This window comes from Acinetobacter sp. ACNIH1 (assembly GCF_002934695.1).
GTDB lineage: Bacteria > Pseudomonadota > Gammaproteobacteria > Pseudomonadales > Moraxellaceae > Acinetobacter > Acinetobacter variabilis.
This window is the reverse complement of sequence record NZ_CP026420.1, coordinates 2808763-2833619: the sequence shown is the minus strand read 5'-3', so window position 1 is coordinate 2833619 and position 24857 is coordinate 2808763. Positions and strand designations below refer to the sequence as shown.

The following is a 24857-nucleotide window of genomic DNA, read 5'->3' as shown; positions in this document are numbered from 1 at the left end:
TCTTAAAAACAATTTTTATCAAGATTAAGGCAGTATACGGGCTTAGTGACTGCCAATTATGAATTAGGAATTTTATAGGTCATGGCCTCATTTGAATTTTTCGAAGAAGATCATAGCGATAGCAATGGTCAAGCCCGTTTCACTGTATTTGGTGTAGGTGGTGCGGGTGGTAATGCTGTACAGCATATGTTGCAGTCCGATATCCAGGGCGTAAAGTTCGTCTGTGCCAATACAGACAAACAGGCACTGGATCGCATGGAAGCCGAATTTAAAATTCAGCTGGGCGAGCAAAGTACACGTGGTCTGGGTGCTGGAGCAAATCCACAGGTCGGTCAAGCGGCAGCAGAAGAAAGCCGTGAACTGATCCGCCAGCAGCTTGAAGGTACCGATATGGTATTCGTTACTGCCGGTATGGGTGGCGGTACAGGTACCGGTGCTGCGCCAGTCGTTGCTGAAATTGCCAAAGAAATGGGCATCCTGACTGTTGGTGTCGTGACTACGCCATTCAACTTTGAAGGTAAACGCCGTTTGCAATCTGCCGAGAAGGGGATTGAAGCGCTAGAACAGCACGTAGATTCTCTGATCATCATTCCAAACCAGCGTCTATTGAAAGTCTTTCGTGATATTTCAATGAAGGATGCGTATAAAAAAGCGGATGATGTACTGTTGAATGCAGTACGTAGTATCTTTGATCTGGTGGTACGTCCTGGTCACATTAACCTTGACTTCGCCGATCTGAAAACTGCAATGAGTACGCGTGGTTATGCCATGATGGGTGTAGGCTTGGGGCGTGGTGAAAACCGTGCACGTCAGGCAGCAGAGCAGGCGATTCGCAGCCCATTATTGGATAATGTCACCATCATGAATGCTAAAGGTATTCTGATTAACGTGACTGGCGGTGATGACGTAACCTTCGGTGAAATTGAAGAAATTACTGATGTTGTAAACCAGATCGTGGATCTGGACGAAGGTCAGGTCTTCTACGGTACAGTATTTGATCCGGATGCTCGTGATGAAATTAGTGTAACGGTGATTGCGACTGGTTTGACTCGCCATGCTGCAGATTCGGTTGAGCCAACTAAACGCGCGAATGTACAGGCAGCACGTCCATCATCATCTCCGGCAGTAGTTGAAGATGATGATGTACCGGCAATTCAGCGTCAGCAAAATGAAGCAGGTGCAGCAGCTAATCCTGCAGCTTCAGTTTCTAGCCCACGCCCAACACCAATGAGCATCCAAGATTACCTTAAAAATCAACAGCGTAAGTAATATGTAACAGCATGTGTTTACTATGATTGCACAGAAAAGGTGGCTTCAGAGCCACCTTTTGTTTTTTATCAATGGCCAAATATGCTAACGTATAGCGGTTTTATTGGTGAACAGATGATAAAAAGCATGTTGAAACAACGTACCCTGCAACGTATCGTGAAAGCGAGCGGAATCGGTCTTCATAGTGGGCAGAAGGTTATGATTAACTTTGTGCCACACCACGCCGATGGGGGCATTGTGTTTCGTCGTATTGATCTGGCGCCACCTGTCGATATTCCTGCGGATGCCCTATTGATCCAGGAAGCCTTCATGTGTTCAAATCTGGTTCAGTCAAATGCCAAAGTCGGTACGATCGAGCATGTGATGAGCGCCATTGCGGGATTAGGTATTGATAACCTGATTATTGAAGTGTCAGCTTCAGAAGTTCCCATTATGGATGGCAGTGCCGGACCTTTCATTTATCTGCTCATGCAGGGCGGCTTGCAAGAACTAGATGCACCAAAGAAATTTATTAAAATTATTAAACCTGTTGAAGCCCTGATCGATGATAAACGGGCAATTTTTAGCCCACATGACGGCTTTCAGCTAAATTTCACTATTGATTTTGATCATCCTGCCTTCAAAAAAGAGCATCAGTCTGCCAGCATCGATTTTTCTACAGAAACCTTTGTTTATGAAGTCAGTGAAGCGCGTACATTTGGCTTTATGAAAGACCTTGACTACTTGAAAGCCAATAATCTGGCTTTGGGTGCAAGCTTGGAAAATGCGATCGGTGTAGATGAAACCGGCGTGGTCAATGAAGAAGGTTTGCGTTTCTCGGATGAGTTTGTACGTCACAAGATTCTGGATGCAGTAGGTGATTTATACCTGCTAGGCCACCAGATTATTGCCAAATTTGATGGCTACAAATCAGGGCATGCTTTGAATAACCAACTATTGCGTAACGTGAAAAGTGACCCAAGCAGCTATGAAATTGTAACATTTGATGACGTAACTCAATGTCCAATTAGTTATGTAACTGTGACATAAGTCCTTGTCTTTGTGTCTTTGCGTTATAACTTAGCCGCATCTAATGTGATACCTGTCACATAAAAACAACATTGGAATTTATTACATCTCATTGCAATGTTACTTTTTATTGCTTGCCAAACGTAGTAAAGCTTGGCTAAGCTTAGGGTCGCTTATAAAGTCAGCAGCACCGCGGAGTAATTCCTGTGTTTCTGGACTCAAGGCTCTTTCAGATTTTTCTGGAACCGGTTGAACAGGGGATGGATTCCTTAAGCAAACTTGGATTTTAGTGAGATCTTTTAATTCGTTTATTTGAGAGAGTTGTGAGATGTATTGCTTTTGAAGATAGGCCAATTGAGAAATCATGGCTTGGTTTTCACCGGTAATCGTTAACACACCATTTTGATAGCAGGCAACTTGCCATTGTTCGGGTTGAGGCAATAGCGGTTGTACGAGTTTCGTAAGCTTCTGCCATGCAGAAACTTGTGATGAGAGAAACGAAAAGTTTCCTGTTTTTATCTGTTTTCTTGTTTTTTGAAAAACGTTGACAGGTTCCGACATACATAATTCCTACATGTTTATGTCTTAATCTTATGCGCTTCTTAAAGTGGATATCAAGGAAGAGATCTTCAAGAAACTCGATTAGCAGTTTAGAGAGGTTTTTTATGCATATGCCTATGCGACGTATCCTATTGGCATTTTCTATTTCGGTTTCAGCTGCTTCAGTAGCTTTTGCAGATTTAGTGGATCTGAATCAACAAGATGCTACACCTGACCGTCTTGAGCAGTTAACACGTACTTTATCGCAGGGTTCTTATACCCATCCTGAAGATATTGATATTCCCGCACAAACCAAATTAAATGTTCAGCTACGTGAAAAACCGGTTGAACTGAATAATCAGACCATTGCCCAAAAATATGGCAATTCTTCATCCAGCAAAGTTGCATCTTCAAATAACCCTTATTCATGGCTAGTGGCTCATCCATTACCAGACATGAAACGTGTCAGCTCAAGTTTCGGTGGTCGTACCATGGGTGGCCGTGCTGAAAATCACTCAGGCCTGGATCTGGCTGCTGCAAGCGGTACACCGATCTACGCAACTGGTCCTGGTATCGTAACCAAATCGGGTTGGGGTACAGGTTATGGTCAGTATGTCGAAATTAACCATGGTAATGGATACCTTACTCGTTATGCCCATGCTTCACGCTTGATTGCACGTGTGGGAGATCAGGTGCAAGCCGGTGATCATATTGCGAATGTAGGTTGTACAGGTCGTTGTACAGGTCCTCATCTACACTATGAAGTAGTAAAAGACGGTCAACGTAAAAATCCTTCAACTTATTTAGCAATGTTACCTTAAACGTAGCTTTGCTCAAAATAACTGAAATACTTTAATGCGTCTGATACTTGATACTCATAAAATATCAATCAAACCGCTTTTAAGGCAATTAGGCTGAACATTTCTTCCAGGGAGTAGAGAAGGAGTTCGGTCTAATTGCTTTTAGATATTATATTATCACCGAGAATTATAACTGTCGTATAAAAAATCGCCATCATTGACTTCTTTTTGTTACTTTGTGTAATAAAGTGTCAATGGATATTTAGATAATAAATAGTACTCCAGAACCGCATTCAGCCAGAGCCATACCTGCATAAGCCGTAAATATGATACATATAAGTGATCAATTTGGCTTTCAGGAACTGTAGATTATGGCGTTTTATGGAGATACCGACGCTCAAGAAACCCAAGAATGGCAAGACGCTTTTGACTCCGTTTTGCAGCACATGGGAACCGAGCGCGCCGCCTTTTTACTTGAAAAACTTTATCAACGCGCAATTGCCAAACATGTTCCTATTCAGCGTTTAAATACTCCCTACTTAAACACTATTTCTGTAGAAGAACAACCTGCGATGCCGGGCGACCAGGATATGGAGCGCCGTATTCGCGCGCTGATCCGCTGGAATGCTTTGGCAATGGTGCTTCGCGCAAATAAAACCGGTGATGACTTAGGTGGTCACTTGGCCAGTTTTGCTTCATCTGCCACTTTATATGATGTGGGTTTTAACCATTTCTTCCGTGCCAATAACGACAGCTTCGGTGGCGACCTGATTTACTATCAAGGTCACTGTGCACCGGGGATTTATGCCCGCTCATTTTTAGAAGGCCGCTTAACTGAAGAGCATCTCAATAATTTCCGTCGTGAAGTCGGCGGTAAAGGCCTGCCTTCTTATCCTCATCCTTACTTGATGGCAGACTATTGGCAGTTCCCGACGGTATCGATGGGTCTCGGTCCAATCATGTCGATCTATCAGGCTCATATTCAAAAGTACCTGATGAACCGTGGCCTGATTAAGGAAGAAGACCGTAAAGTCTGGGCGTACCTGGGCGATGGCGAAATGGATGAGCCGGAAAGCTTGGGTGCGATCTCACTGGCGGGTCGTGAGAAGCTGGACAACCTGATCTGGGTGGTGAACTGTAACTTGCAGCGTCTGGATGGTCCGGTACGTGGTAATGGCAAGATCATTCAGGAACTTGAGTCATTATTCCGTGGTGCTGGCTGGCGCGTGATTAAAGTTGTCTGGGGTCGTCACTGGGATCCGCTACTGGATAAAGACAAATCTGGTGCACTCAAAGCGATTATGGAAGAAGCAGTGGATGGTGATTACCAGCGCTATCAGGTGAAAGGTGGTGCCTACGCACGCGCACATTTCTTTGGTAAATATCCAGAAGCAGAAGCTTTGGTCAAAGACCTGAGCGATGAAGATATCGATAATCTGAACCGTGGTGGTCATGATCCATACAAAGTCTTTGCTGCCTATGCAGAAGCGACCAAGGCCAAAGGTCAGCCAACGGTGATTCTGGCGAAAACCGTAAAAGGTTATGGTCTGTCTGATGAAATTGAAGCGGTGAACAAGACGCACCAAATCAAGAAAATGCAGCTAGAATCATTGAAATACGTACGTAATCGTTTCAACTTGCCTTTTACTGATGAACAACTGGAAGAAATTCCATTCTACCGCCCAAGCGAAAACTCGCCTGAAATTAAATATATGAAGGCACGCCGTGAGGCACTGGGTGGTTATCTGCCAGCACGTCGCAAAGAAAGCGAATCTTTACCGATTCCTGAGCTCTCTGTTTTTGATGCTGTGCTTAAAGGTTCAAACGGTAAAGAACAGTCCACCACCATGGTCATGGTCCGCTTAATCTCTGCCTTATTAAAAGAGAAAGCAATCAAGGACCGTGTGGTCCCGATTGTTCCGGATGAAGCACGTACCTTTGGTCTGGAAGGGATGTTCCGTCAATTGGGGATCTATGCAGCGCATGGTCAACAATATACCCCTGAAGATCAGGAACAGTTGATGCATTACCGTGAAGCCAAAGACGGTCATATGTTACAGGAAGGGATTAACGAAGCCGGTGCAATGAGTGCATGGGCAGCCTTGGCGACCAGTTATTCAACCAATAACTTGCCAATGATCCCGATGTACATGTACTACTCAATGTTCGGCTTCCAGCGTATCGGCGATATTGCTTGGGCAGCAGGTGATGCACAGGCGCAAGGTTTCTTGCTAGGTGCAACCGCTGGCCGTACTACCTTAAATGGTGAGGGCTTGCAGCATCAGGATGGTCATTCGCATATTCTGGCCAACACCATTCCAAACTGTGTCTCTTATGACCCGTGCTTTGGCTATGAGCTTGGCGTAATCGTGCATGATGGTCTGCAACGTATGTATGTGAATCAGGAGCGTGTGTTCTATTACCTGACTCTGATGAACGAAAACTATGAACATCCACCAATGCCACAAGATGCAGAAGAAGGCATCAAGCGTGGTATGTATCTGCTGGAAGAAGACGAAAAGGCGACGGTTCAGTTGATGGGTTCAGGCGTTATTCTGCGTGAAGTCATCAAGGCCGCAAAAATCCTGCGTGAGGAATATCAGATTCATGCCAATGTCTGGAGCGTGACCAGCTTTAACGAACTGGCTCGCGATGGTATGGCATGTGAAGAATATAACCGCCTGCATCCATTGGCTGAAGAAGCGAAAGAGCCATGGGTATCTCAGCAGTTACGTGACAAGGACGGTATTGTGGTATCGGCCACCGATCACATGCGCGCCTATAGTGAACAGATTCGTGCCTATCTTCCAGACAGTCGTCCGTTCGTAGCCTTGGGTACCGATGGTTATGGCCGTTCAGATACACGTGGCAATCTGCGTAGCTACTTTGGTGTCGATGCTGCGCATATTGTCGTGGCAACCCTGAAAAAACTGGCAGATGAAGGTGAAGTCGATGCACGTTTAGTGAAAGACGCGATCTCTAGCTTTGAGTTAGATACTGATCGTCCGGTGGCTTGGGCACCTCAGGCGACTCCTGAATTGCATCCAGTTGCTGACTACAAAGAGGAGAACTAATCATGCAAATTACGACTCCAGATATTGGTGTAGATAAGGCAACTGTGGCAGAAATCCTGGTGAAGGTGGGTGACACCATCGCTGTAGATGAAAGTATTGTGCTGCTGGAATCAGATAAAGCCTCTGTTGAAGTGCCAAGCACTTCAGCAGGTGTAGTTAAAAGCATCCTGATCAATCAGGGTGATGAAGTATCTGAAGGTATTGTCCTGATCGAACTGCAGGCTGAAGATGATGCCGGTACGGTAGAAAGTCAGGAAGCTGATGCTGCTGACAAAACTTCGGAAAATACCCCAACTGAATTGCCTGATGAGGAAATCCTGCAGGAAGTGGCGACACATCAGCCCAAAGCCTCTAGTCAAAATGAACAGTCCTCTCAATCGACTTCTACATCTACTGTAGAAGTGAAATTGCCGGATATTGGTGTAGAAAAGGCCCTGGTGGGTGAAATTCTGGTTCAGGTTGGCGATGAAGTTGAAGTTGATCAAAGCCTGGTCGTGGTTGAATCTGATAAAGCGACAGTTGAAGTACCAAGTACAGTTGCTGGTACTGTAGAGGCGATTCATATTCAGGAGGGCGATTCAGTCAAAGAAGGAGTGCTGATTCTGACAGTGAAAACTACAGATTCGGCACCAGCTGCTGAGCAAGCAGCGCCTCAAGCGGAAGAAAAGCCAAAAGCTCAAGCAACACCTGAAGTCAAAACTGAAACAGCACCACAACAGGCGGCATCCCCTGCAGGCGATATTGAAGTAAAAGTACCTGACTTGGGTGTAGACAAGGCAGCTGTAGCAGAAATTCTGGTACAGGTCGGTGATACGGTTGAAAAAGATCAGAGCATCATTGTGGTCGAGTCAGATAAAGCGACAGTAGAAGTGCCAAGCACGACTGCCGGAGTGATTAAGGCGATTCATGTTGAGCTGGGCCAGAATGTTTCTGAAGGCGTGGCACTGATTACGATTGAAGCTGAAGGACAAGCAGCACCTGCTGCTCCAGCGGAAAAATCAGAAGCACCTGCAGCTAAAGCTACGCCTGCACCAGCCGCAGCGCCAAAAGCTGACACTGCTGCTGTGACGCCTGAAATGCATAGTGCAGACAAGCTTAGCAAAGAGCAGAATGCTGCCAATGCCAAAGTTTATGCCGGTCCTGCTGTGCGTAAACTGGCTCGTGAACTGGGTGTGGTATTGGCAGAAGTGAAAGCTTCTGGCCCGCATGAGCGTCTAATGAAAGAAGACCTGTTTGCGTATGTGAAAGATCGTCTGACTGCACCGCAAACAACAGCTGCACCTGCGGCAGCTGCAGCTCCTGCAGGCTTGCCAAAACTGCCTGATTTCAGTGCTTTTGGTGGGGTAGAAGAGAAAGCTTTGACGCGTCTGCAACAGGTTTCGATTCCGCAGTTATCGCTAAATAACTATATCCCACAAGTGACCCAGTTTGATGCAGCCGATATCACTGAGCTGGAAGCTTGGCGTAATGAGTTGAAAGGCAACTTCAAGAAAGAAGGTATTGGCCTGACCATTATGGCTTTCATTATCAAGGCTGTGGCTTATCTTCTCAAAGAAGAGCGCGAGTTTGCCGGTCACCTGTCTGATGACGGTAAATCGGTATTGCTACGGAATGAGATCCATATGGGCATTGCGGTTGCGACACCAGATGGTCTGACTGTTCCTGTATTACGTAACCCGGACCAGAAGTCGATTAAGCAGATTGCTATTGAGCTGGGTGAGTTAAGCCAGAAAGCGCGTGACAAGAAATTGTCACCTAAAGATCTGCAAGGGGCGAATTTTACCATTACCAGCTTGGGTTCAATTGGTGGTACAGCATTTACGCCGTTGGTGAACTGGCCACAAGTGGCGATCCTGGGTATTTCTCCAGCAACTATGCAACCGGTATGGAATGGTGAGAGCTTTGATCCACGTCTGATGCTGCCATTGTCGTTATCTTATGATCATCGGGTAATTAATGGCGCAGATGCTGCACGCTTTACCAATAAGCTGACCAAGCTATTAAAGGATATTCGTACACTCTTGATCTGATTCATGAATGTATAAAAATAAAAACCCTGCTCCGGCAGGGTTTTTTATATGACAATTTGTAAATATAAACACGGTTGGCTATAATGGGCGTACTTCATTGGGGAGTAGCCGCCTTTTGCGCAATGCAGAAGGGTGATGGTCAACATATTTGCTCAACAGGGCATGGTCATCATAGCAAAGAACCAAATGAGCTTCTCGAAGCTTTCTTTTGTTGGCAAGACCTTTGATTTACCACTCTGCAGATATGGCTGGCAGGAGGGGTGAGTCATAGGTATGTAAATTGCTGGCCAGAGAAACACATCATGCTTTCTGCTTTTCTGATCTCATTAGCTGTTGTTGCCTTATCTGAAATGGGCGATAAAACGCAACTGCTTGCTTTATTACTTGCCGCACGTTTTCGTAAACCTGTTCCAATTCTCTTCGCAATCTTTTTGGCGACAGTCGTCAACCATGGCGTTTCCGCAGTCTTAGGTCAATGGATCACCACAGTGCTTAGCCCAACAGTCTTGCTGTGGATTGTATCGCTTGGTTTTATTGCGATGGCGGTGTGGATGTTAATTCCCGATGAATTGGATGATGAATCAGAAAGTATCAATAAATGGCAAAAATATGGGGTATTCGGTGCCACATTTGTGTTGTTTTTCTTGGCAGAAATCGGCGATAAAACTCAAATTGCAACAGTCGCTTTAGCCGCGCGCTTTGACAGTATTGGTTGGGTCACTTTGGGTACTACGATCGGTATTATGTTGGTAAATGCACCAGCGGTATTTATTGGTAATAAATTGGCAGAAAAATTACCAATTTCGCTCATTCATAAAATTGGCGCTTTGGTTTTCTTAATAATTGGTCTGGCAGCATTGGCACAACACTATTTATTTTGAGTGTTAAAGATATTGTAAATCCTGAGCTAATTGCTCGGGATTTTTTGCCTAAAAATGTGGCTTAATTAACTGATATTATAGATAATATTAATCTGATTTTTATTGTAAGTTTCTCTAAATAAATATATGTTATTCACCTATAGAATATACATTTTTTACATAAAAATTTTGGGGAATGGGCATGGCTTTTGAACGTACTACATCACAAGTACTTTATGATGATGGAACGCATAAATGCATCAGTTTTACCAGCTTGGTAAAAGGTGAAGGTGTACAGGCAAACCAATTCCTGATTATTGATAATGAGCGTGCTGCAGTACTTGATCCAGGTGGTGATTTGACCTATGTACCGTTGACCATGGAACTGAACCGCTATACCCGGTTAAGCAATCTGGATTATGTGATGGCATCGCATCAGGATCCGGACATTATTACGTCCATGCCGCGCTGGCTGGTCTATACCGAAGCCAAAGTCGTAGCTTCCAAGCTCTGGGCGCGTTTCTTACCGCATCTGAATTCAGCCTTTATGAGTGACCGTATGAAAGGTAACTGGCTGGATCGTCTGGTTGAATTGCCGGATCATGGTCAGATCATTCCACTCGGTCAATCCAGCATTATTGCCATTCCAGCACACTTTTTACATTCAGTCGGTAATTTCCAGTTTTATGACCCGATTGCCAAGATCCTGTTTTCTGGTGATATGGGCGCGTCAATGGTTGAGGATGCTTCAAAGCCACTGGAAAATTTTGCGGCGCACATTCCGAAAATGAAGGGATTTCACCAACGCTACATGTGCAATAACAAGGTGATTCGTTTATGGGTGCAGATGGTACGTACCATGGATGTCGACATGATTGTGCCGCAGCATGGAGCACCATTTGTGGGTAAAGAACAGATTAACCAGTTTCTGGACTGGATTGAAACACTGGAATGTGGCACTGATTTAATGGATGAAACTGTTTTTACTTGTCCTGAATAGTTCAAGAAAATTTTAAATTTTTTCTTGAGTAGAAAAACAACATTTTTTATATTTTCCACCTGCAAAAAATTGTTTTTGATGACGAGAATTTATAAGAAATGTTGTCTCAAGTTCCTACACAAGATGCATGTTTAAGTTGTGGCGCATGTTGCGCCTATTTCAGGGTTTCATTTTATTGGGCAGAGGGGATTCCCATGCCTGAGCACTATACTGAACCTGTCACTTCCGTCTATTCATGCATGGCGGGAACCAATCAAAAAAATCCGCATTGTATTGCGCTCGAAGGTAGCATTGGCGAACAGGTGAGTTGTGGCATGTACGAACTACGTAGCTCATCCTGTAAAGAAGTTCAGATTGCTGATGCCCAGTGCAATAAGGCACGGATGGCACACAATATGATTCCATTCATCCAGATTGAGCCGGATGAAGCCGAAAATGATGATAATTTCGAACGGGTGAGCTAAATCCAAACTCAAGATTTAAAAAGCAGGGTATGGACTCTGCTTTTTATGGGAGAAAAAATTAGTAGGGGATTTTGTAAACCGAATAAATATGATGACTGCTCTGGCATATTTAAATTGTTGATTGAATAGTCAAATTTACAGGTTTAGATATTCGGATTAAATCTAAGTCCAGATTTAGACAAAATAAATTTTGCAATTGCAATGAAATTTAGAGCTAAATTTGTTTATAATAGCGCACGGAAATTACCAGTGAGACTGTTATGTTGACCATCGTTCAAGACGCGTTAACCTTCGATGATGTCCTATTACTCCCTGCCTACTCTACTGTTCTCCCAAAAGATGTCTCTCTAAAGACACGCCTGACTCGCGGCATTAACCTGAATATCCCACTTGTTTCAGCAGCTATGGATACTGTGACTGAGTCACGTATGGCAATTGCGATGGCACAAAATGGCGGTATCGGTATTTTGCACAAGAATATGGATATTGCTGCCCAGGCCGCAGAAGTACGCCGTGTGAAAAAATTTGAAGCCGGTATGGTGAAAGATCCGATCACAGTTACCCCAGAAACTACAGTACGTGAACTGATCGCTGTGACTCAAGCGAATAACATCAGCGGTGTGCCCGTAGTTAAAGACGGTAAAGTGGTGGGTATCGTGACAGGCCGTGATACACGCTTTGAAACCAATCTGGAACAGCCGGTCAGTAATATCATGACAGGTCAAGACCGTCTGGTGACTGTGCGTGAAGGCGAATCGAAAGAAAACATTCAGGCCTTATTGCAAAAAAACCGTATTGAAAAAGTGATCGTTGTTGGCGAAAACAACGAATTAAAAGGCTTGATCACGGTGACTGATTTCCGTAAAGCGGAACTTTATCCAAATAGCTGTAAAGATGATTTAGGTCGTCTACGTGTAGGTGCAGCAGTCGGTACTGGCGCTGAAACACCAAGCCGTGTAGAAGCACTGGTTGATGCTGGTGTAGATGTGATTGTTGTGGACACTGCACATGGTCACTCTGCGGGTGTGATCGAGCGTGTACGCTGGGTGAAACAGAACTACCCACAAGTTCAAGTGATCGGCGGTAACATCGCCACTGGTGATGCTGCGCTTGCATTACTTGATGCGGGTGCGGACGCAGTGAAAGTAGGGATCGGTCCTGGCTCAATCTGTACGACTCGTATCGTGGCTGGTATTGGTATGCCACAAATCTCTGCAATTGATTCTGTTGCACGTGCATTGAAAGAACAGATTCCATTGATTGCTGATGGTGGTATCCGTTTCTCTGGCGATATGGCCAAAGCGATTGGCGCTGGTGCAAGTACCATCATGGTAGGTTCATTAATGGCGGGTACTGAAGAAGCACCGGGCGAAGTTGAATTCTTCCAGGGCCGTTACTACAAGGCTTACCGTGGTATGGGTTCTTTGGGTGCGATGGCTGGTGCGACTGGTTCTGCTGACCGTTACTTCCAGGACTCTAAAGCCGGTGCTGAAAAACTGGTTCCTGAAGGTATTGAAGGTCGCGTACCGTACAAAGGCCCAATGGGCAATATCGTGCATCAGATGATGGGCGGTCTGCGTTCTTCTATGGGCTATACCGGTTCTACAACCATTGATGATCTGCGTCAAAATGCCAAGTTTGTGAAAATCACATCTGCCGGTATGTCTGAGTCTCACGTGCATGATGTAACCATCACTAAAGAAGCGCCAAACTACCGTATGGGCTAACTTTCGCTGATTGTTTACTCTAAAAAAGCCGTCATCCTCATGACGGCTTTTTTGTTTTGGTGTACAGTGTTGCACAATGAAAAAGGATGATGTAAATCACCCGCTAAGAAGTGAGACAAAGCATGAGTTATTTTGGTACCGATGGAATTCGTGGAAAATTTGGTGAGTTACCGATTACACCTGAATTTGCCCTGAAATTAGGTTTTGCGGCAGGAAAAGTATTAAAACGAAATAGCAAAAAAAACAAACCATTGGTGGTACTGGGTAAAGATACCCGTTTATCGGGTTATATTCTGGAATCTGCGCTACAGGCAGGACTCAATGCGGCAGGTGTTTATGTGCATCTGCTTGGACCTTTGCCAACGCCGGCCATTGCCCATTTGACCCGTGCTTTGCATGCCAGCCTCGGCATTGTCATTTCTGCGTCACATAACCCATATTTTGATAACGGGATTAAGTTTTTCTCGAGTGAAGGCAAAAAACTGCCTGATGCTTTGCAGGATGAGATCAACCAGGAGCTGGAAAAAGAACTGGTGATAGAAGATAACGCGAACTTGGGTAAAAGTTTCCGCGTGAAAGATGCCAATGGCCGTTATATCGAATTCTGTAAATCAACCTTCCCATACCATTTAGACCTGAATGATTTAACCATTGTTGTTGACTGTGCCAATGGTGCAGCTTACAGCGTTGGCCCTGCGGTTTTCCGTGAGTTGGGTGCAAAAGTCATTTCCATCTATGACGAACCGACTGGTCTGAATATCAATGAGAACTGTGGTTCGACTCATCCAGAAAATCTGCAAAAAGCAGTGGTTGAGCATGGGGCTGATTTAGGCATAGCCTTCGATGGTGATGCAGACCGTGTGATCATGGTCGATAAAAACGGTGAGCAAATTACCGGCGATCATATTTTGTATATCCTCGCGACTCAGGCAAAAAACAAGCCGGCGGGTATCGTCGGTACCTTGATGAGCAATATGGCGCTGGAACTGGCGCTGGAAAAAGCCGGAGTAGAGCTGCTACGTGCTAAAGTCGGTGACCGTTATGTACTGCAAGGTCTGGAAGAAAAAGGCTGGTCGATTGGTGGTGAGCCATCAGGCCATATCCTGACTTTAGACAAGAGCACCACAGGCGATGCGATTATTGCTGCGCTGCAAGTCTTAACCGTGATGGTCGAGCAGAAGAAAGCACTGCACGAGTTAGTGGCTGATTTTAAATTATTGCCAAATGTCTTGGTGAATGTACGTCTGAATACCATGTTTGACCCGTACTCAGTGCCTGCTTTGACCGCAGAATTTAACAAAGCTGAAGAGCAGCTCAAAGGCCGTGGCCGTTTACTGATCCGTAAATCAGGGACTGAACCGGTGATCCGTGTCATGGTTGAGGGTGAGGATCTTGCAGAGGTGACCACACTGGCAAATTCATTGGCTGATGCGGTACGTGCCAACGCCGCTTAAATGGGGGAAGAGTAAATGAGCGATCTGATTAAGGATCTAAGCGAACTGCGTCTGAACTATCAAAAAGGCGAGCTACACGAAGATCAGGTCAATCCCAACCCGCATATGCAGTTTTTGCAGTGGTTTAACCATGCACTTGCTGCACAGCTGCATGAACCCTATGCCATGTCATTGGCAACCGCAAATGCACAGGGTCGTCCGCATGTACGCACAGTGTTGCTACGTGGTGCCACTGAAGCGGGTTATGATTTCTATACCAATTATGACAGTCAGAAAGGTCTGGATCTGGCCGAAAATCCCTATGCAGAATTGCTGTTTTACTGGCAGGAACAGGAACGTCAGATCCGGATTAGCGGAAAGGTAGTTAAAATTTCGGAAGAAGAATCAACTGACTATTATCATAAACGTCCGCGTGAAAGTCAGATCGCTGCACATATCAGTACCCCGCAAAGTGGTGTGGTTGCGAGTCGTGAAGAATTACAGCAACGCTTCTGGGATCTGCATCAGCAGGTTGCTAATAAGGAAGAGCTGGATAAGCCGGGATTCTGGGGCGGCTATCGTTTGCAGCCAGATTATTATGAATTCTGGCAGGGCCGTCCGAACCGTTTACATGACCGCCTGAGTTATGAAAAAATCGATGGGGCGTGGAAACTACAGCGATTGATGCCATAATGCCTAAACTTGAAATCAAGCAGCGACCATTACTAACACGCCCTGAATCCTTTCAGGACGTGCCGTCTTTTATTGCGGAAATTCTGGCACGCCGTGGGGTGGAGTCGCAGCAGGAGCTTGAGCTTAAACTCAAGCATCTGCTGGCACCGACCATGAAAGGCTTACCGGAAGCGATCCAGTTGATTGATCAGGCTATAGATACTGGCCAGAAAATCGTAATTGTCGGTGACTATGATGCTGATGGGGCGACCAGTACAACATTAATGGTACTCGCTCTGCGAGATATGGGTGCCCATGTCGAATATCTGGTTCCTGACCGGTTTAAGTATGGTTATGGCCTGACACCTGCGATTGCGGATCTGGCTTTTGCCAATTTTACGCCGGATCTTTTAATTACAGTGGATAACGGGATTTCCAGTCATGAAGGTGTGAAGCAGGCGCAAGATCATGGCATGCAGGTGATTATTACCGATCACCACTTAACTACCAAGCCTACCCCTGCAGCAGAGGCTGTGGTCAATCCCAATCAGCTGGGCTGTGATTTTCCAAGTAAGGCCTTGGCGGGTGTAGGGGTAGCTTTTTATGTTCTGGCAAATCTATCGACTCATCGTAAAAAGCTCGGTAAATCTTCAACGGTTATTACCAATTATCTGGATCTGGTCGCTTTAGGCACTTATGCAGATGTTGCAAGTCTGGACTATAACAACCGTATTCTGGTGGATGCTGGCTTAAAACGGATTCAGCAGCATCTTTGCCGACCTGGCATTAGTGCCTTGCTGGAAATTGCTGGTCGTGATGCTGCCACGCTCAAAGCGCAGGATCTGGGTTTTGTGCTTGGTCCACGTATTAATGCGGCAGGTCGTATGGAAACCATGGATATCGGGATTGAGTGTTTGCTTGCTCCGGATCTGGCAACCGCTTATCCACTCGCAGAACAGCTGAATCAGCTCAATGTCGAACGTCGTCAGGTAGAAGGAAAAATCAAGCAGGAAGCTTTGACTGAACTGGAAAAAATCCAGCTGGATGAGAATACTTTGCCAGCCGCGCTGATCATGTTTGAACAGCACTGGCATCAGGGCGTGATCGGGATTGTAGCGGGGCGCTTAAAAGAACAGTTTCATCGTCCAAGTATTGTTTTCGCGGCAGATGAAGATGGTATTCATATCAAAGGTTCGGCACGTTCCATCGAAGGGATTCATATCCGGGATAGCATTGAACGGATAGCAGAGCAGTATCCGCATCTGGTCAGCCATTTTGGTGGGCACGCGGCCGCAGCGGGATTAACCATTAAAAAGCAGCATTTTGCTGAATTTAAACAAGTCTTTGAACAGCTGATTGCCGAGATGGATGAAAGCCTATTTACAGCTACGCTGTGGACTGATGGTGAACTGCCAGCTTCAGCTTTCCAAATTGAAACAGTCGATTTACTGCAAAACTTAAGTCCATGGGGACAAAAGTTTCCTCAACCAATTTTTGAAGGCATTTTCAAGGTTCTAGATTACCGTTGGCTCAAGGATGTACATCTGAAATTACGTGTTGCTTTAGAGAATGGACAGGTTGTGGATGCGATTGCCTTTAGTGCCATCGATAAATACAAGTTTGATCCGATGAAACAGCATGTACGTCTGGTCTATGAACTGGATAAAAATGTCTTTAATGGCAATGTTAGCCTGCAAATGCGAATTGCTCATCTGGAACAATAAATTATTCAAATAAAAAAACCGCCCAATTGAGCGGTTTTTTAACTTTTAATCTTGCAGATTAGAAGCGGTATGCACCACGTACGCCAAAGATATTGCCTTCGTCAGCAAAATCAATTGAACCTTCTAGGCTAACTTGCTGATTGAAGAATTTCTTCGCGCGAATAGTGAAGACATCACTATTATTAATATCGGAATCAGAGTAGCCCAAACCAACACTAAAAGTTTTGTCTAAATATAAATCTGCACCAAGGCTATAAGCATCAAGGTCACCGAAGCTTGCGCCACCTTCAAAGTTCATGTCATATTGACCGACTTGAGTAACATATTTGGCACGTAAGGTTGGATCTACATCATCGCCTTCGTCATTGTCATAACCAGCTAGGCCAACAGCCAGTAATAGACCAGGAACCGGTAAATAACCTAATTCTGCTGAGTAAAGAGTTGTGTCATCATCATCAGTAGATGATTGACCAATATTACCACTTACATAAAAATCTGAATTTGGAACAAAATATTCAACACCTACATTAAATGTAGTCACATCAAATAAATCGTAATCAATATAAGAAACCGCTGCATTGATATTACTTGCACGATTTAAAAATGCTGCTTCATTAAGAGGCGAGTTTTTAACTTGAACTGGATTGAAGTAGTAAGTTCCATCAATTGCGAAACCAGTAGAAGTATCCCCATTGTCTGGATCAACCAGAGCAATCGTACCGCCCACTTCAGCTTGATAAGCATGAGCAGTTCCTAGACCAGCAATAAGAGCTGTAGCAAGAGCAAGTTTCTTAAGCATTTAGAGTTCTCTCTTTGTTATAAAATATAGCTGTATTATTAACAGTTGTAACAAATTGTACAGATAATAATCGCCCCGTCAATGTGCAAAAACTACCTAAATGCTTGTTTAAAAAATGCAATAAAAAACCCATCCGAAGATGGGTTTTTTATATTGAAATTTCTTAATCTAAATTAGAAGCGGTATTTTGCAGCCAAACCGAATGAGTTGTAATCTCGGTTAAACTGTTCGCCAAAGCCTACACGACCTTCTAAGCTTACTTGTTCATTAAAGAATTTACGAGCGCTTACACCAAACTCACTACGATCTGTCAGATCATTGTTATGGTAGTCAGCACCAACACTTAAAGTTTTATCGATGAAGTAGTCAGCTTTTAAGTTGTACTCATCTAGGTCGCCAAAGGCAGCACCAGCTTCAAGGTTAATGTCTTTACCATTGCTCAAGGTAGTCACATATTTAGCACGTAATGTTGGATCTACACCGTCGTCCTGGTCATTATCCCAACCTTTCACACCTGCTGCAATTAACAGACCTGGTGCAGGTAAATAACCTACTTCTGCAGCATAAGTAGTTAGATCGTTATCAAACTCATCATTATCTTGCAGATCATGGCCACTTACTTTACCACTTAAGTAAAAATCTGAATTTGGTACGAAGTACTCTGCGCCTACACCATAACGATGCGCTTCAGAATCACCAACTTCTCGGTATTCATACTCAGCTCTCACATTACTTGCACGGTCAAGGAAGGCTGCTTCGGCTAATGGTGCATTACGTGTTTCAACTGGATTAAAGTAATATGTGCCATCAACACCAAAAGAGCCGCTTGAGCTACCATTATCCGGGTCTGTTAGGCCTGCAGATGCACCCACTTCCGCTTGATAAGCATGAGCTGCTGTACCTGTAAGAGCTACGGCTGAAAGTAATGCTGAAGCGATTGCTAGTTTTTTCATGCGGATACTCCCCTCTGAAAATATGGCTAAAATTAATACACTTTTTGTTACAACTTTAAGTCTAGACCAATTCCAATAATCGTCAATCAAAGGAAAGTTACTACATTGTGAGTAAGGTAATATTATGTAATTTTCATTTAATAACGAATTGAATTTAAAGACTAAAAATGAAATGTTTTGTTTTATTAAAAGTGTGTAGATATTGTGGAATGTATTGAAAATGCTATTTTTTATCTTGTTTTGTAGAGGTTTTAGGGTTTTAAAATGAATAGAAAAATGAGTATAAAGATAGAACGAAATATATTTAAGAATAGAATGAGAAAGTATTAAAAATAATATTTAGCTATTTTATCTGGCTGACAAATTTTGTAATAAAAAATGTGTGAGTGACATTTTCTTGCTTAGCCTTAAAGATGGATTTATCGCTATAAATTGGCGAAATAGACTGTGATATAATATTGGCCTAAGAATTTATACCTAATTTTGATTGAGAGAAATTCACGTGGAAATTAATCCGTATCTAAACCAATTAAAAGACTTAAACGAACGTGGTCAAACACTACGGGGGTATCTTTGACTACGATCTGAAAAAAGAGCGTTTAGAAGAAGTCCTACGTGAATTAGAAGACCCGGCAATCTGGAATGACCAAAGTCGTGCTCAGGCCATGGCCAAAGAAAAAGGCGAGCTTGAAAATGTACTCAATGTACTGGACGGCTTAACGACCCAGCTTGAAGATGCTCAAGCGATGCTTGACCTTGCGGTTGAAGCAGATGAAGAAGCGATGCTGGAAGATGTGCAGGCTGAGCTGAATGCAGCTGAAGAAGAACTGGCGAAGCTTGAATTCCGTCGTATGTTCAGCAACCCGATGGATCCAAACCCTTGCTATGTAGAGATTCAGGCAGGTTCCGGCGGTACTGAAGCACAGGATTGGGCGTCTATGCTGTTACGTATGTACATGCGCTGGATTGAACGTCATGGTTTTAAAGCTGAACTGATGGAAGAATCTGATGGGGATGTGGCCGGGATTAAATCTGCGACGATTCGTGTCGAAGGTGAGTATGCTTATGGTTGGTTGCGTACCGAATCTGGGGTACACCGTTTAGTGCGTAAATCACCATTTGACTCGGGCAACCGTCGTCATACGTCATTTTCTGCCGTGTTTGTCTCACCTGAAGTGGATGACAATATCGAAATTGAAATCAATCCTTCAGATGTCCGTACCGATACTTATCGTGCCTCAGGCGCGGGTGGTCAGCACATTAACAAAACTGACTCTGCCGTGCGTTTAACCCACATTCCAACCGGTATCGTGGTGGCGTGTCAGAACCAGCGTTCACAACATGCCAACCGTGACCATGCCTGGAAGCAGTTGCGTGCCAAGCTGTATGAGCTGGAAATGAATAAACGTAATGAAGCTGCACAGGCATTGGAAGATTCCAAGTCCGATATTGGCTGGGGTAGCCAGATCCGTTCTTATGTTCTCGATGATTCACGTATCAAGGATTTGCGTACAGGGGTAGAAAATTCCAATACTGGCGCAGTTCTGGACGGTGATCTGGACAAATTTATCGAAGCAAGCCTGAAACAGGGCCTGTAAGAAATCGTTTAAAAGCTGGCGTAACAAAGCTTTAACAGACTGTGACTCTTATATCTAAATTATTCGATATATAAATCGAAAAAATACGATATAATGACCGTAGATGCTGAATGAAGTTTCGTTGCGCCACTGATTGTGATGTGCCTATGGACCTTGATCTAATTTTTAAAGCCTTAGCCAATCCGACCCGTCGACAAATTCTGGAGTGGTTAAAATCTCCGGAGCAATATCTGTCTGCGGAAGAGTGTGGTGGCTTTCAACGTGGGGTCTGTGCAGGTCAAATTGAATGTTTGGGCCAGGTTTCCCAGTCCACCATGTCCAATCACCTGTCGGTGTTACAGCAGGCTGGCCTGATCACTGCGACCAAGCATGGACAGTGGTCATATTTCTCCCGCAATGAAACTTTGATTCAGCAATTTATCGAACACCTACAACAACACCTTTAACAGGTGGGAGTAACGATGGCTGAATTAAATTCTCCTTTAACGCTCGGTGCGTTAGAGCTTAAAAACCGTGTCATCATGGCGCCGCTGACCCGTAGCCGTGCAACTGCTGATCGCGTTCCAACCCCAATGATGGTTGAATACTATGCGCAACGTGCAAGTGCTGGCCTGATCATTTCTGAAGCTACAGTGATTTCCGAAGAAGCCAATGGCTATTTGAATACCCCAGGACTGTTTACCGATGCTCAGGTCGAAGGCTGGAAAAAGGTCACTCAAGCGGTTCATGAGAAGGGCGGTCTAATCGTTGCCCAGCTTTGGCATGTTGGTCGTGTATCGCATCCGGATCTGTTAAATGGTGAAACACCAGTTTCTGCAAGTGCAGTACAACAGGCAGGTCATGTCAGCTTGTTACGTCCAAAACGTCCGTACGTTACGCCACGTCCCTTAGAAGTTTCTGAAATTCACGAGATTACCGAGCAATACAAGCAAGCTGCGATTCGTGCTAAAGAAGCCGGTTTTGACGGTGTTGAATTACATGCTGCCAATGGTTATCTGATTGACCAGTTCCTGCAAAGCAAAACCAATCAGCGTGAAGATGAATACGGCGGTTCAGTGGAAAACCGTACACGTTTCCTGCTAGAAGCAACTGATGCACTGATTGAAGTATGGGGTGCAGATCGTGTAGGAGTGCATTTTGCTCCGCGTGGTGATGACCATGACATGGGTGATAATGATCCACGTGAAACATTTGGCTATGCCATGGAGCAACTGGGCAAGCGCAAGATTGCCTTCTTCTTTACCCGTGAATATCTGGCTGAAGACAGCATTTCCGAATATATGAAAGAGCGTTCTGGTGGAGTGCCTTATATTGCCAATATGCAACTGAGTCGTGAAGATGCGATTGAGCTGTTGGCAGCTGAAAAGGCAGATGCAGTCGCATTTGGTAAAGCCTACATTGCGAATCCTGATCTATACGAACGTCTGCTTCACAATGCACCACTGAATGAGCTGAAAATGGAAAATATGATCGGCAGTCAGGTGGCTGAAGGTTATATTGATTATCCAACTTTGGCAGAAGTTAAGGTATTAAGTACCATAGAATAATTCGAAATAAGAGCCACATCGATTAACATGTCGATGTGGCTCTGTTATATTTTGCCGATTGAATCTGTTTTGGGGCGCAATGTGGCTACTCCATTCTGGTATAACGCAGCCTTGGCGCTAGCGAAACCGCTTTATCAATCCCGTATACGTAAACGTGCGACCAGTCCGGAACAATTACAACAAGAATTGCTGGAACGTTTTGGTCCTTTCCAATCCCCTAAAAACCTGCAGGCAATCTGGTTTCATGTAGTATCCGTAGGGGAAACCAATGCCGCTCAACCTTTAATTGAATATTATTTAAAACTTGGGCATCCGGTTCTGGTGACCAATACCACCAAGACCGGGCAGGCACGAGCTAAATCTCTCTTCTTAAAAGAACCTTATTTAGACTTATTCCAGGCTGTATATTTGCCAGCTGACCAGAAAACCCTGATTCGTGATTTTTATCAAAAATATCAGCCTAAATTGCTGTTATTGATGGAGACCGAGCTCTGGCCAAATCTGATTGATCAGGCACCGAATTTTAATGTGCCTTGCCTATTATTGAATGCCCGTCTTTCTGAAAAATCCGCCAAAGGTTATGGCAAAGTCAAAGGCCTAACCCGTGGCATGCTTAATAATTTAACCGGCCTTTTGGCTCAGGATACAGCGACCCAGCAGCGTTATATTGATCTAGGTATAGCTTTAGAAAAAACTCAGGTCTTGGGCAATATTAAGTTTGATATCACGGCACCGCAGCAATTTATTGATCATGCGGCAGGGTTGAGACAAAAATGGTCTCTGCAAGGCCGGAAGATCATTACTCTCGCCAGTACGCATGCGCCAGAAGAGCAGCAATTAATGACCGAGCTTAAGACCGCAGTGGGTGCAGATTCGTCATTCCTTTGTATCGTGGTGCCACGCCATCCAGAACGCTTTGATGAGGTGTTCCAAGCTGCACAATCCTTAGGTTTAAGAACCCAACGCCGTAGCCTGGGACAGCGCATTGAAGCAGATACTCAGGTTTATCTGGCAGATTCCATGGGCGAGATGTGGCTCTGGTATGCCTTGAGCCAAGCCTGTTATGTTGGTGGTTCTCTAAATGAACCAGGTGGTGGTCATAATATTCTGGAACCAATTGCGCTAAATCTCCCAACGATTCTGGGTAAAAATTATTTTAACTTTCAGACGATTGTGGATGAGTTTGTCCAGGCGCATGCCGTAGAAGTGGTGCAGGATGCTAAACAGGCTGCTGAGAGTTTGCTAGAAATTCTGAATAATTCAGCTAAAGCTGAAAGCTTGAATACTGCTGCACAAAAGATTATGCAGCAAAATCAGGGTTCACTTGAAAGGCATATTCAGGCGATTGATCAATATCTTTGATTATATTCTGATTTGTGAAGAAGCTGATTTTCATGGATTGACTGTATAAGGTTAAAACTAAGCCTTATCTTTATAGATTTAATGCCAGGGACTCTTCTTTCTTTTACTTTTATTTCGGCAAAAGTAACAAAACCATTTTTCATCCACAAAACTCGTCATATACCATCTTTTTGCAGAGATATCGCAGAACCTATATCAGGCAAAAAGAGTCCTGCCTCGGACAGTTGTGGATGACGTTTCCGCGTATCCAATGATGGATTTGTTGAGTTAATTTTTTATGAATATCGTCCTCCTTGATCTCCGCCAAACCGAATCTGATCTATGGTCAATTACGTCAAAGCGGCAGCTGGAACATTTGCAACAACATCTTGAGGTTCAGGTCGGTGACACATTAAAAGTCGGAATTCGGGAAGGGAAACGGTATTTAACTGAAGTTGTCGAAATCTCTGAAAAGGCAGTTTTATTGAAGCCGATTCAAGAAGAAGCAGTTCCTGCAAAGCTGCCTGTTACTTTAATTGTAGCTTTACCACGTCCTAAAGTTTTGCGTCGTCTGATCATGGATGCTGTGACCATGGGCGTAGAGAAAATCATTTTATTGCATAGCTATCGGGTGGATAAAAGCTATTGGCAGACACCATTTTTGCAGCAGCTGAATCATTATGTAGATCTTGGTTTAGAACAGGCAGGGGATACGCTTGCTCCGAAAATTGAGCTGTATAAACGGTTTAAACCTTTTGTCGAAGATATCTTGCCGGGACTCATTACAGCTGACCGTCCAGCCTTTGTTGCACATCCTTATGCGGAACAGCCGATGCCATATGCACTTCAGCATCCTTGCACGATTGTCATTGGCCCCGAAGGTGGCTTTATTCCGTATGAAGTTGATTTGCTCATAAAAAACGGCTGCCAGGCAGTGAGCCTTGGCAACCGTATTCTCCGTACTGAAACGGCGATTTCCTATGTTTTAGGTCGACTGTTTAGCGCGAGCTGAAGCATCCTCATGGCCATCGCCACGATAGACTTTCACTTCCTGCACCGGATATGGAATCGAAATGTTATGTTCAGCAAAGGCTTGAATTACCCGTTCCTGAACTGCACTGATTGAGGTACCTATACCTGTTTCAGTGGTATTGACCCACCATAACGCTTTGAGGGTAATCGAGAAGTCTGCCAGTGCAATCACATTGACGCTAAATGCAGGTTGACTCAGGATGGTCGGATCTTTATCCAGAATTGCAGTAATAATATCCTTGGCTTTCTGGATATCATCTTCATAACCAATACCGACCGAAAATTCACAGCGGCGGCGGGTATAAGCGGTATTCACTGTCACTGCACTGGTATAGACCGTAGCATTTGGAATTACGATACGACGACCATCTGGCGAGCGTAAAAAGGTTGCACGAATCTGGATATCTTCTACGGTACCTTCCAGACCATTCACGATAATGTCATCGCCAATCTTGAAAGGTTCACTCAGCAAAATCAGTACACCTGAGAGCAGGTTCTGGAAAATATCCTTAAATGCGAAACCGATCGCCACCGAACCAATCCCAAGCGCACTCATCAGCTGACCCGGGGTGAAACCTGGAATCGCAATCACCAGCCCGATTAAAACACCGAAGAAAACAATCACGGTACTACCGACACGGTTCAGCACCAGCACCAGATTCTGTCGGGTATAAGTACGGTTTTCTAAAGTCTTACGGACAAAAAACTTAAACAGTTTTGACAGTAACCAGAAAATGACAATGACTGCCAGCGCGATGCAGAAATAAGGCACACGTTCCCAGAAACCCTCCATGATCTTATCAATGGTGCTATAGGCATCATTATACTTGGAGGTATGTTCGATCACGGTTTTGGCAGTTTTTTCAGTCGCCTGATGCAGGAGCTCAGTCGTCCCTTCAGTTACCTGGCTTAAAGTATTCTCTTGCTCAGCCACAAAAACTCCACAATTTAAATTTCGCTTATTTTGCCTCAACTCCAGCAAAAAA

The 24857-nt window shown here is 44.5% G+C and carries 21 protein-coding genes and 1 riboswitch; of the genes, 17 read left to right on the top strand and 4 right to left on the bottom strand.

Going from position 1 to position 24857, the window contains the following annotated elements; genetic code table 11:
• Nucleotides 1–81: 81 nt before the first annotated feature.
• Both ftsZ and lpxC read left to right on the top strand, forming a co-directional pair.
• Nucleotides 82–1269 (top strand): cell division protein FtsZ, encoded by a 1188-nt coding sequence (gene ftsZ, locus C3F22_RS13820; protein WP_004781488.1) that lies wholly within the window; start codon nt 82–84, stop codon nt 1267–1269.
• A gap of 126 nt (nt 1270–1395) precedes the next feature.
• Entirely contained in the window at nt 1396–2298 is a 903-nt protein-coding gene (lpxC, locus tag C3F22_RS13815; protein WP_034580446.1) for a UDP-3-O-acyl-N-acetylglucosamine deacetylase, read from the top strand.
• A 99-nt stretch (nt 2299–2397) separates the two neighbouring features.
• On the opposite strand, the gene C3F22_RS13810 is transcribed toward lpxC, so the two are convergent.
• Complete coding sequence (locus C3F22_RS13810; RefSeq protein ID WP_004781492.1) at nt 2398–2838, bottom strand: DciA family protein; 441 nt, start codon at nt 2836–2838, stop codon at nt 2398–2400.
• Nucleotides 2839–2948: 110 nt separating this feature from the next.
• Here C3F22_RS13810 and C3F22_RS13805 point away from each other — a divergent pair, with 110 nt between their 5' ends.
• From C3F22_RS13805 to recJ, 10 genes are all read left to right on the top strand, one after another.
• Nucleotides 2949–3638, top strand: a complete 690-nt coding sequence (locus tag C3F22_RS13805; protein ID WP_034589860.1) for a M23 family metallopeptidase — start codon at nt 2949–2951, stop codon at nt 3636–3638.
• Between the two features lie 350 nt (nt 3639–3988).
• The gene (aceE, locus tag C3F22_RS13800; protein WP_104426746.1) at nt 3989–6691 is read left to right on the top strand and encodes a pyruvate dehydrogenase (acetyl-transferring), homodimeric type; all 2703 of its coding nucleotides are present in this window, start codon (nt 3989–3991) and stop codon (nt 6689–6691) included.
• A gap of 2 nt (nt 6692–6693) precedes the next feature.
• Nucleotides 6694–8721, top strand: coding sequence for a 2-oxo acid dehydrogenase subunit E2 (locus C3F22_RS13795; RefSeq protein WP_004781497.1), 2028 nt, complete (start codon nt 6694–6696; stop codon nt 8719–8721).
• 87 nt (nt 8722–8808) lie between these two features.
• Nucleotides 8809–9006, top strand: a riboswitch (yybP-ykoY riboswitch).
• A gap of 17 nt (nt 9007–9023) precedes the next feature.
• On the top strand, nt 9024–9602 hold the full coding sequence (locus C3F22_RS13790) for a TMEM165/GDT1 family protein (RefSeq protein WP_004781499.1): 579 nt from the start codon (nt 9024–9026) through the stop codon (nt 9600–9602).
• Between the two features lie 181 nt (nt 9603–9783).
• Nucleotides 9784–10581, top strand: coding sequence for an MBL fold metallo-hydrolase (locus C3F22_RS13785; RefSeq protein ID WP_004781500.1), 798 nt, complete (start codon nt 9784–9786; stop codon nt 10579–10581).
• A 98-nt stretch (nt 10582–10679) separates the two neighbouring features.
• On the top strand, nt 10680–11045 hold the full coding sequence (locus C3F22_RS13780; protein WP_081400914.1) for a YkgJ family cysteine cluster protein: 366 nt from the start codon (nt 10680–10682) through the stop codon (nt 11043–11045).
• Between the two features lie 260 nt (nt 11046–11305).
• A complete protein-coding gene (guaB, locus tag C3F22_RS13775; RefSeq protein ID WP_004781504.1) occupies nt 11306–12772 on the top strand; it encodes an IMP dehydrogenase in 1467 nt (488 codons plus the stop codon).
• A gap of 122 nt (nt 12773–12894) precedes the next feature.
• Nucleotides 12895–14226: a phosphoglucosamine mutase gene (gene glmM, locus C3F22_RS13770; protein WP_004781506.1), complete on the top strand. Its 1332-nt coding sequence runs from the start codon at nt 12895–12897 to the stop codon at nt 14224–14226.
• 15 nt (nt 14227–14241) lie between these two features.
• Complete coding sequence (pdxH, locus tag C3F22_RS13765) at nt 14242–14898, top strand: pyridoxamine 5'-phosphate oxidase (protein ID WP_104426745.1); 657 nt, start codon at nt 14242–14244, stop codon at nt 14896–14898.
• A complete protein-coding gene (gene recJ, locus C3F22_RS13760) occupies nt 14898–16601 on the top strand; it encodes a single-stranded-DNA-specific exonuclease RecJ (protein WP_104426744.1) in 1704 nt (567 codons plus the stop codon). Before pdxH ends, recJ begins: the two co-directional genes overlap by 1 nt.
• A 58-nt stretch (nt 16602–16659) precedes the next feature.
• Here recJ and C3F22_RS13755 read toward each other — a convergent pair whose 3' ends face one another.
• Nucleotides 16660–17400 (bottom strand): putative porin, encoded by a 741-nt coding sequence (locus tag C3F22_RS13755; protein ID WP_104426743.1) that lies wholly within the window; start codon nt 17398–17400, stop codon nt 16660–16662.
• Nucleotides 17401–17573: 173 nt separating this feature from the next.
• Nucleotides 17574–18353, bottom strand: a complete 780-nt coding sequence (locus C3F22_RS13750) for a putative porin (protein ID WP_104426742.1) — start codon at nt 18351–18353, stop codon at nt 17574–17576.
• A gap of 502 nt (nt 18354–18855) precedes the next feature.
• Here C3F22_RS13750 and prfB point away from each other — a divergent pair.
• The 5 genes from prfB to C3F22_RS13725 all read left to right on the top strand — a co-directional run bounded on the left by prfB (nt 18856) and on the right by C3F22_RS13725 (nt 23851).
• Nucleotides 18856–19951, top strand: a protein-coding gene (prfB, locus tag C3F22_RS13745; RefSeq protein ID WP_104426741.1) for a peptide chain release factor 2 whose coding sequence is annotated in 2 segments (ribosomal slippage) — nt 18856–18927 and nt 18929–19951 — 1095 coding nt in all. Because the reading frame shifts where the segments join, the coding sequence is not laid out codon by codon here.
• Nucleotides 19952–20097: 146 nt separating this feature from the next.
• Nucleotides 20098–20397 carry an ArsR/SmtB family transcription factor gene (locus tag C3F22_RS13740; protein WP_034170237.1) on the top strand — a complete coding sequence of 100 codons (300 nt, stop codon included), beginning with the start codon at nt 20098–20100 and terminating at the stop codon, nt 20395–20397.
• Nucleotides 20398–20412: 15 nt separating this feature from the next.
• A complete protein-coding gene (locus C3F22_RS13735) occupies nt 20413–21498 on the top strand; it encodes an alkene reductase (RefSeq protein ID WP_104426740.1) in 1086 nt (361 codons plus the stop codon).
• Between the two features lie 81 nt (nt 21499–21579).
• On the top strand, nt 21580–22860 hold the full coding sequence (locus C3F22_RS13730; protein ID WP_171284759.1) for a 3-deoxy-D-manno-octulosonic acid transferase: 1281 nt from the start codon (nt 21580–21582) through the stop codon (nt 22858–22860).
• A 277-nt stretch (nt 22861–23137) separates the two neighbouring features.
• A complete protein-coding gene (locus C3F22_RS13725; protein ID WP_104426738.1) occupies nt 23138–23851 on the top strand; it encodes a 16S rRNA (uracil(1498)-N(3))-methyltransferase in 714 nt (237 codons plus the stop codon).
• Here the strand turns inward: C3F22_RS13725 and C3F22_RS13720 are convergent.
• Nucleotides 23825–24805, bottom strand: coding sequence for a mechanosensitive ion channel family protein (locus C3F22_RS13720; RefSeq protein ID WP_104426737.1), 981 nt, complete (start codon nt 24803–24805; stop codon nt 23825–23827). The genes C3F22_RS13725 and C3F22_RS13720 overlap by 27 nt on opposite strands.
• Nucleotides 24806–24857: the final 52 nt, after the last annotated feature.

Excerpts from the sequence above, each read along its gene's own strand:
- aceE (WP_104426746.1), top strand. The coding sequence starts at position 3,989 with ATGGCGTTTTATGGAGATACCGACGCTCAAGAAACCCAAGAATGGCAA.
- C3F22_RS13790 (WP_004781499.1), top strand. The coding sequence starts at position 9,024 with ATGCTTTCTGCTTTTCTGATCTCATTAGCTGTTGTTGCCTTATCTGAA.
- lpxC (WP_034580446.1), top strand. The coding sequence starts at position 1,396 with ATGTTGAAACAACGTACCCTGCAACGTATCGTGAAAGCGAGCGGAATC.
- C3F22_RS13755 (WP_104426743.1), bottom strand. The coding sequence starts at position 17,400 with ATGCTTAAGAAACTTGCTCTTGCTACAGCTCTTATTGCTGGTCTAGGA.
- glmM (WP_004781506.1), top strand. The coding sequence starts at position 12,895 with ATGAGTTATTTTGGTACCGATGGAATTCGTGGAAAATTTGGTGAGTTA.
- C3F22_RS13735 (WP_104426740.1), top strand. The coding sequence starts at position 20,413 with ATGGCTGAATTAAATTCTCCTTTAACGCTCGGTGCGTTAGAGCTTAAA.
- C3F22_RS13725 (WP_104426738.1), top strand. The coding sequence starts at position 23,138 with ATGAATATCGTCCTCCTTGATCTCCGCCAAACCGAATCTGATCTATGG.
- pdxH (WP_104426745.1), top strand. The coding sequence starts at position 14,242 with ATGAGCGATCTGATTAAGGATCTAAGCGAACTGCGTCTGAACTATCAA.
- C3F22_RS13780 (WP_081400914.1), top strand. The coding sequence starts at position 10,680 with ATGTTGTCTCAAGTTCCTACACAAGATGCATGTTTAAGTTGTGGCGCA.
- guaB (WP_004781504.1), top strand. The coding sequence starts at position 11,306 with ATGTTGACCATCGTTCAAGACGCGTTAACCTTCGATGATGTCCTATTA.
- C3F22_RS13750 (WP_104426742.1), bottom strand. The coding sequence starts at position 18,353 with ATGAAAAAACTAGCAATCGCTTCAGCATTACTTTCAGCCGTAGCTCTT.
- C3F22_RS13805 (WP_034589860.1), top strand. The coding sequence starts at position 2,949 with ATGCCTATGCGACGTATCCTATTGGCATTTTCTATTTCGGTTTCAGCT.
- C3F22_RS13785 (WP_004781500.1), top strand. The coding sequence starts at position 9,784 with ATGGCTTTTGAACGTACTACATCACAAGTACTTTATGATGATGGAACG.
- C3F22_RS13810 (WP_004781492.1), bottom strand. The coding sequence starts at position 2,838 with ATGTCGGAACCTGTCAACGTTTTTCAAAAAACAAGAAAACAGATAAAA.
- recJ (WP_104426744.1), top strand. The coding sequence starts at position 14,898 with ATGCCTAAACTTGAAATCAAGCAGCGACCATTACTAACACGCCCTGAA.
- ftsZ (WP_004781488.1), top strand. The coding sequence starts at position 82 with ATGGCCTCATTTGAATTTTTCGAAGAAGATCATAGCGATAGCAATGGT.
- C3F22_RS13740 (WP_034170237.1), top strand. The coding sequence starts at position 20,098 with ATGGACCTTGATCTAATTTTTAAAGCCTTAGCCAATCCGACCCGTCGA.
- C3F22_RS13795 (WP_004781497.1), top strand. The coding sequence starts at position 6,694 with ATGCAAATTACGACTCCAGATATTGGTGTAGATAAGGCAACTGTGGCA.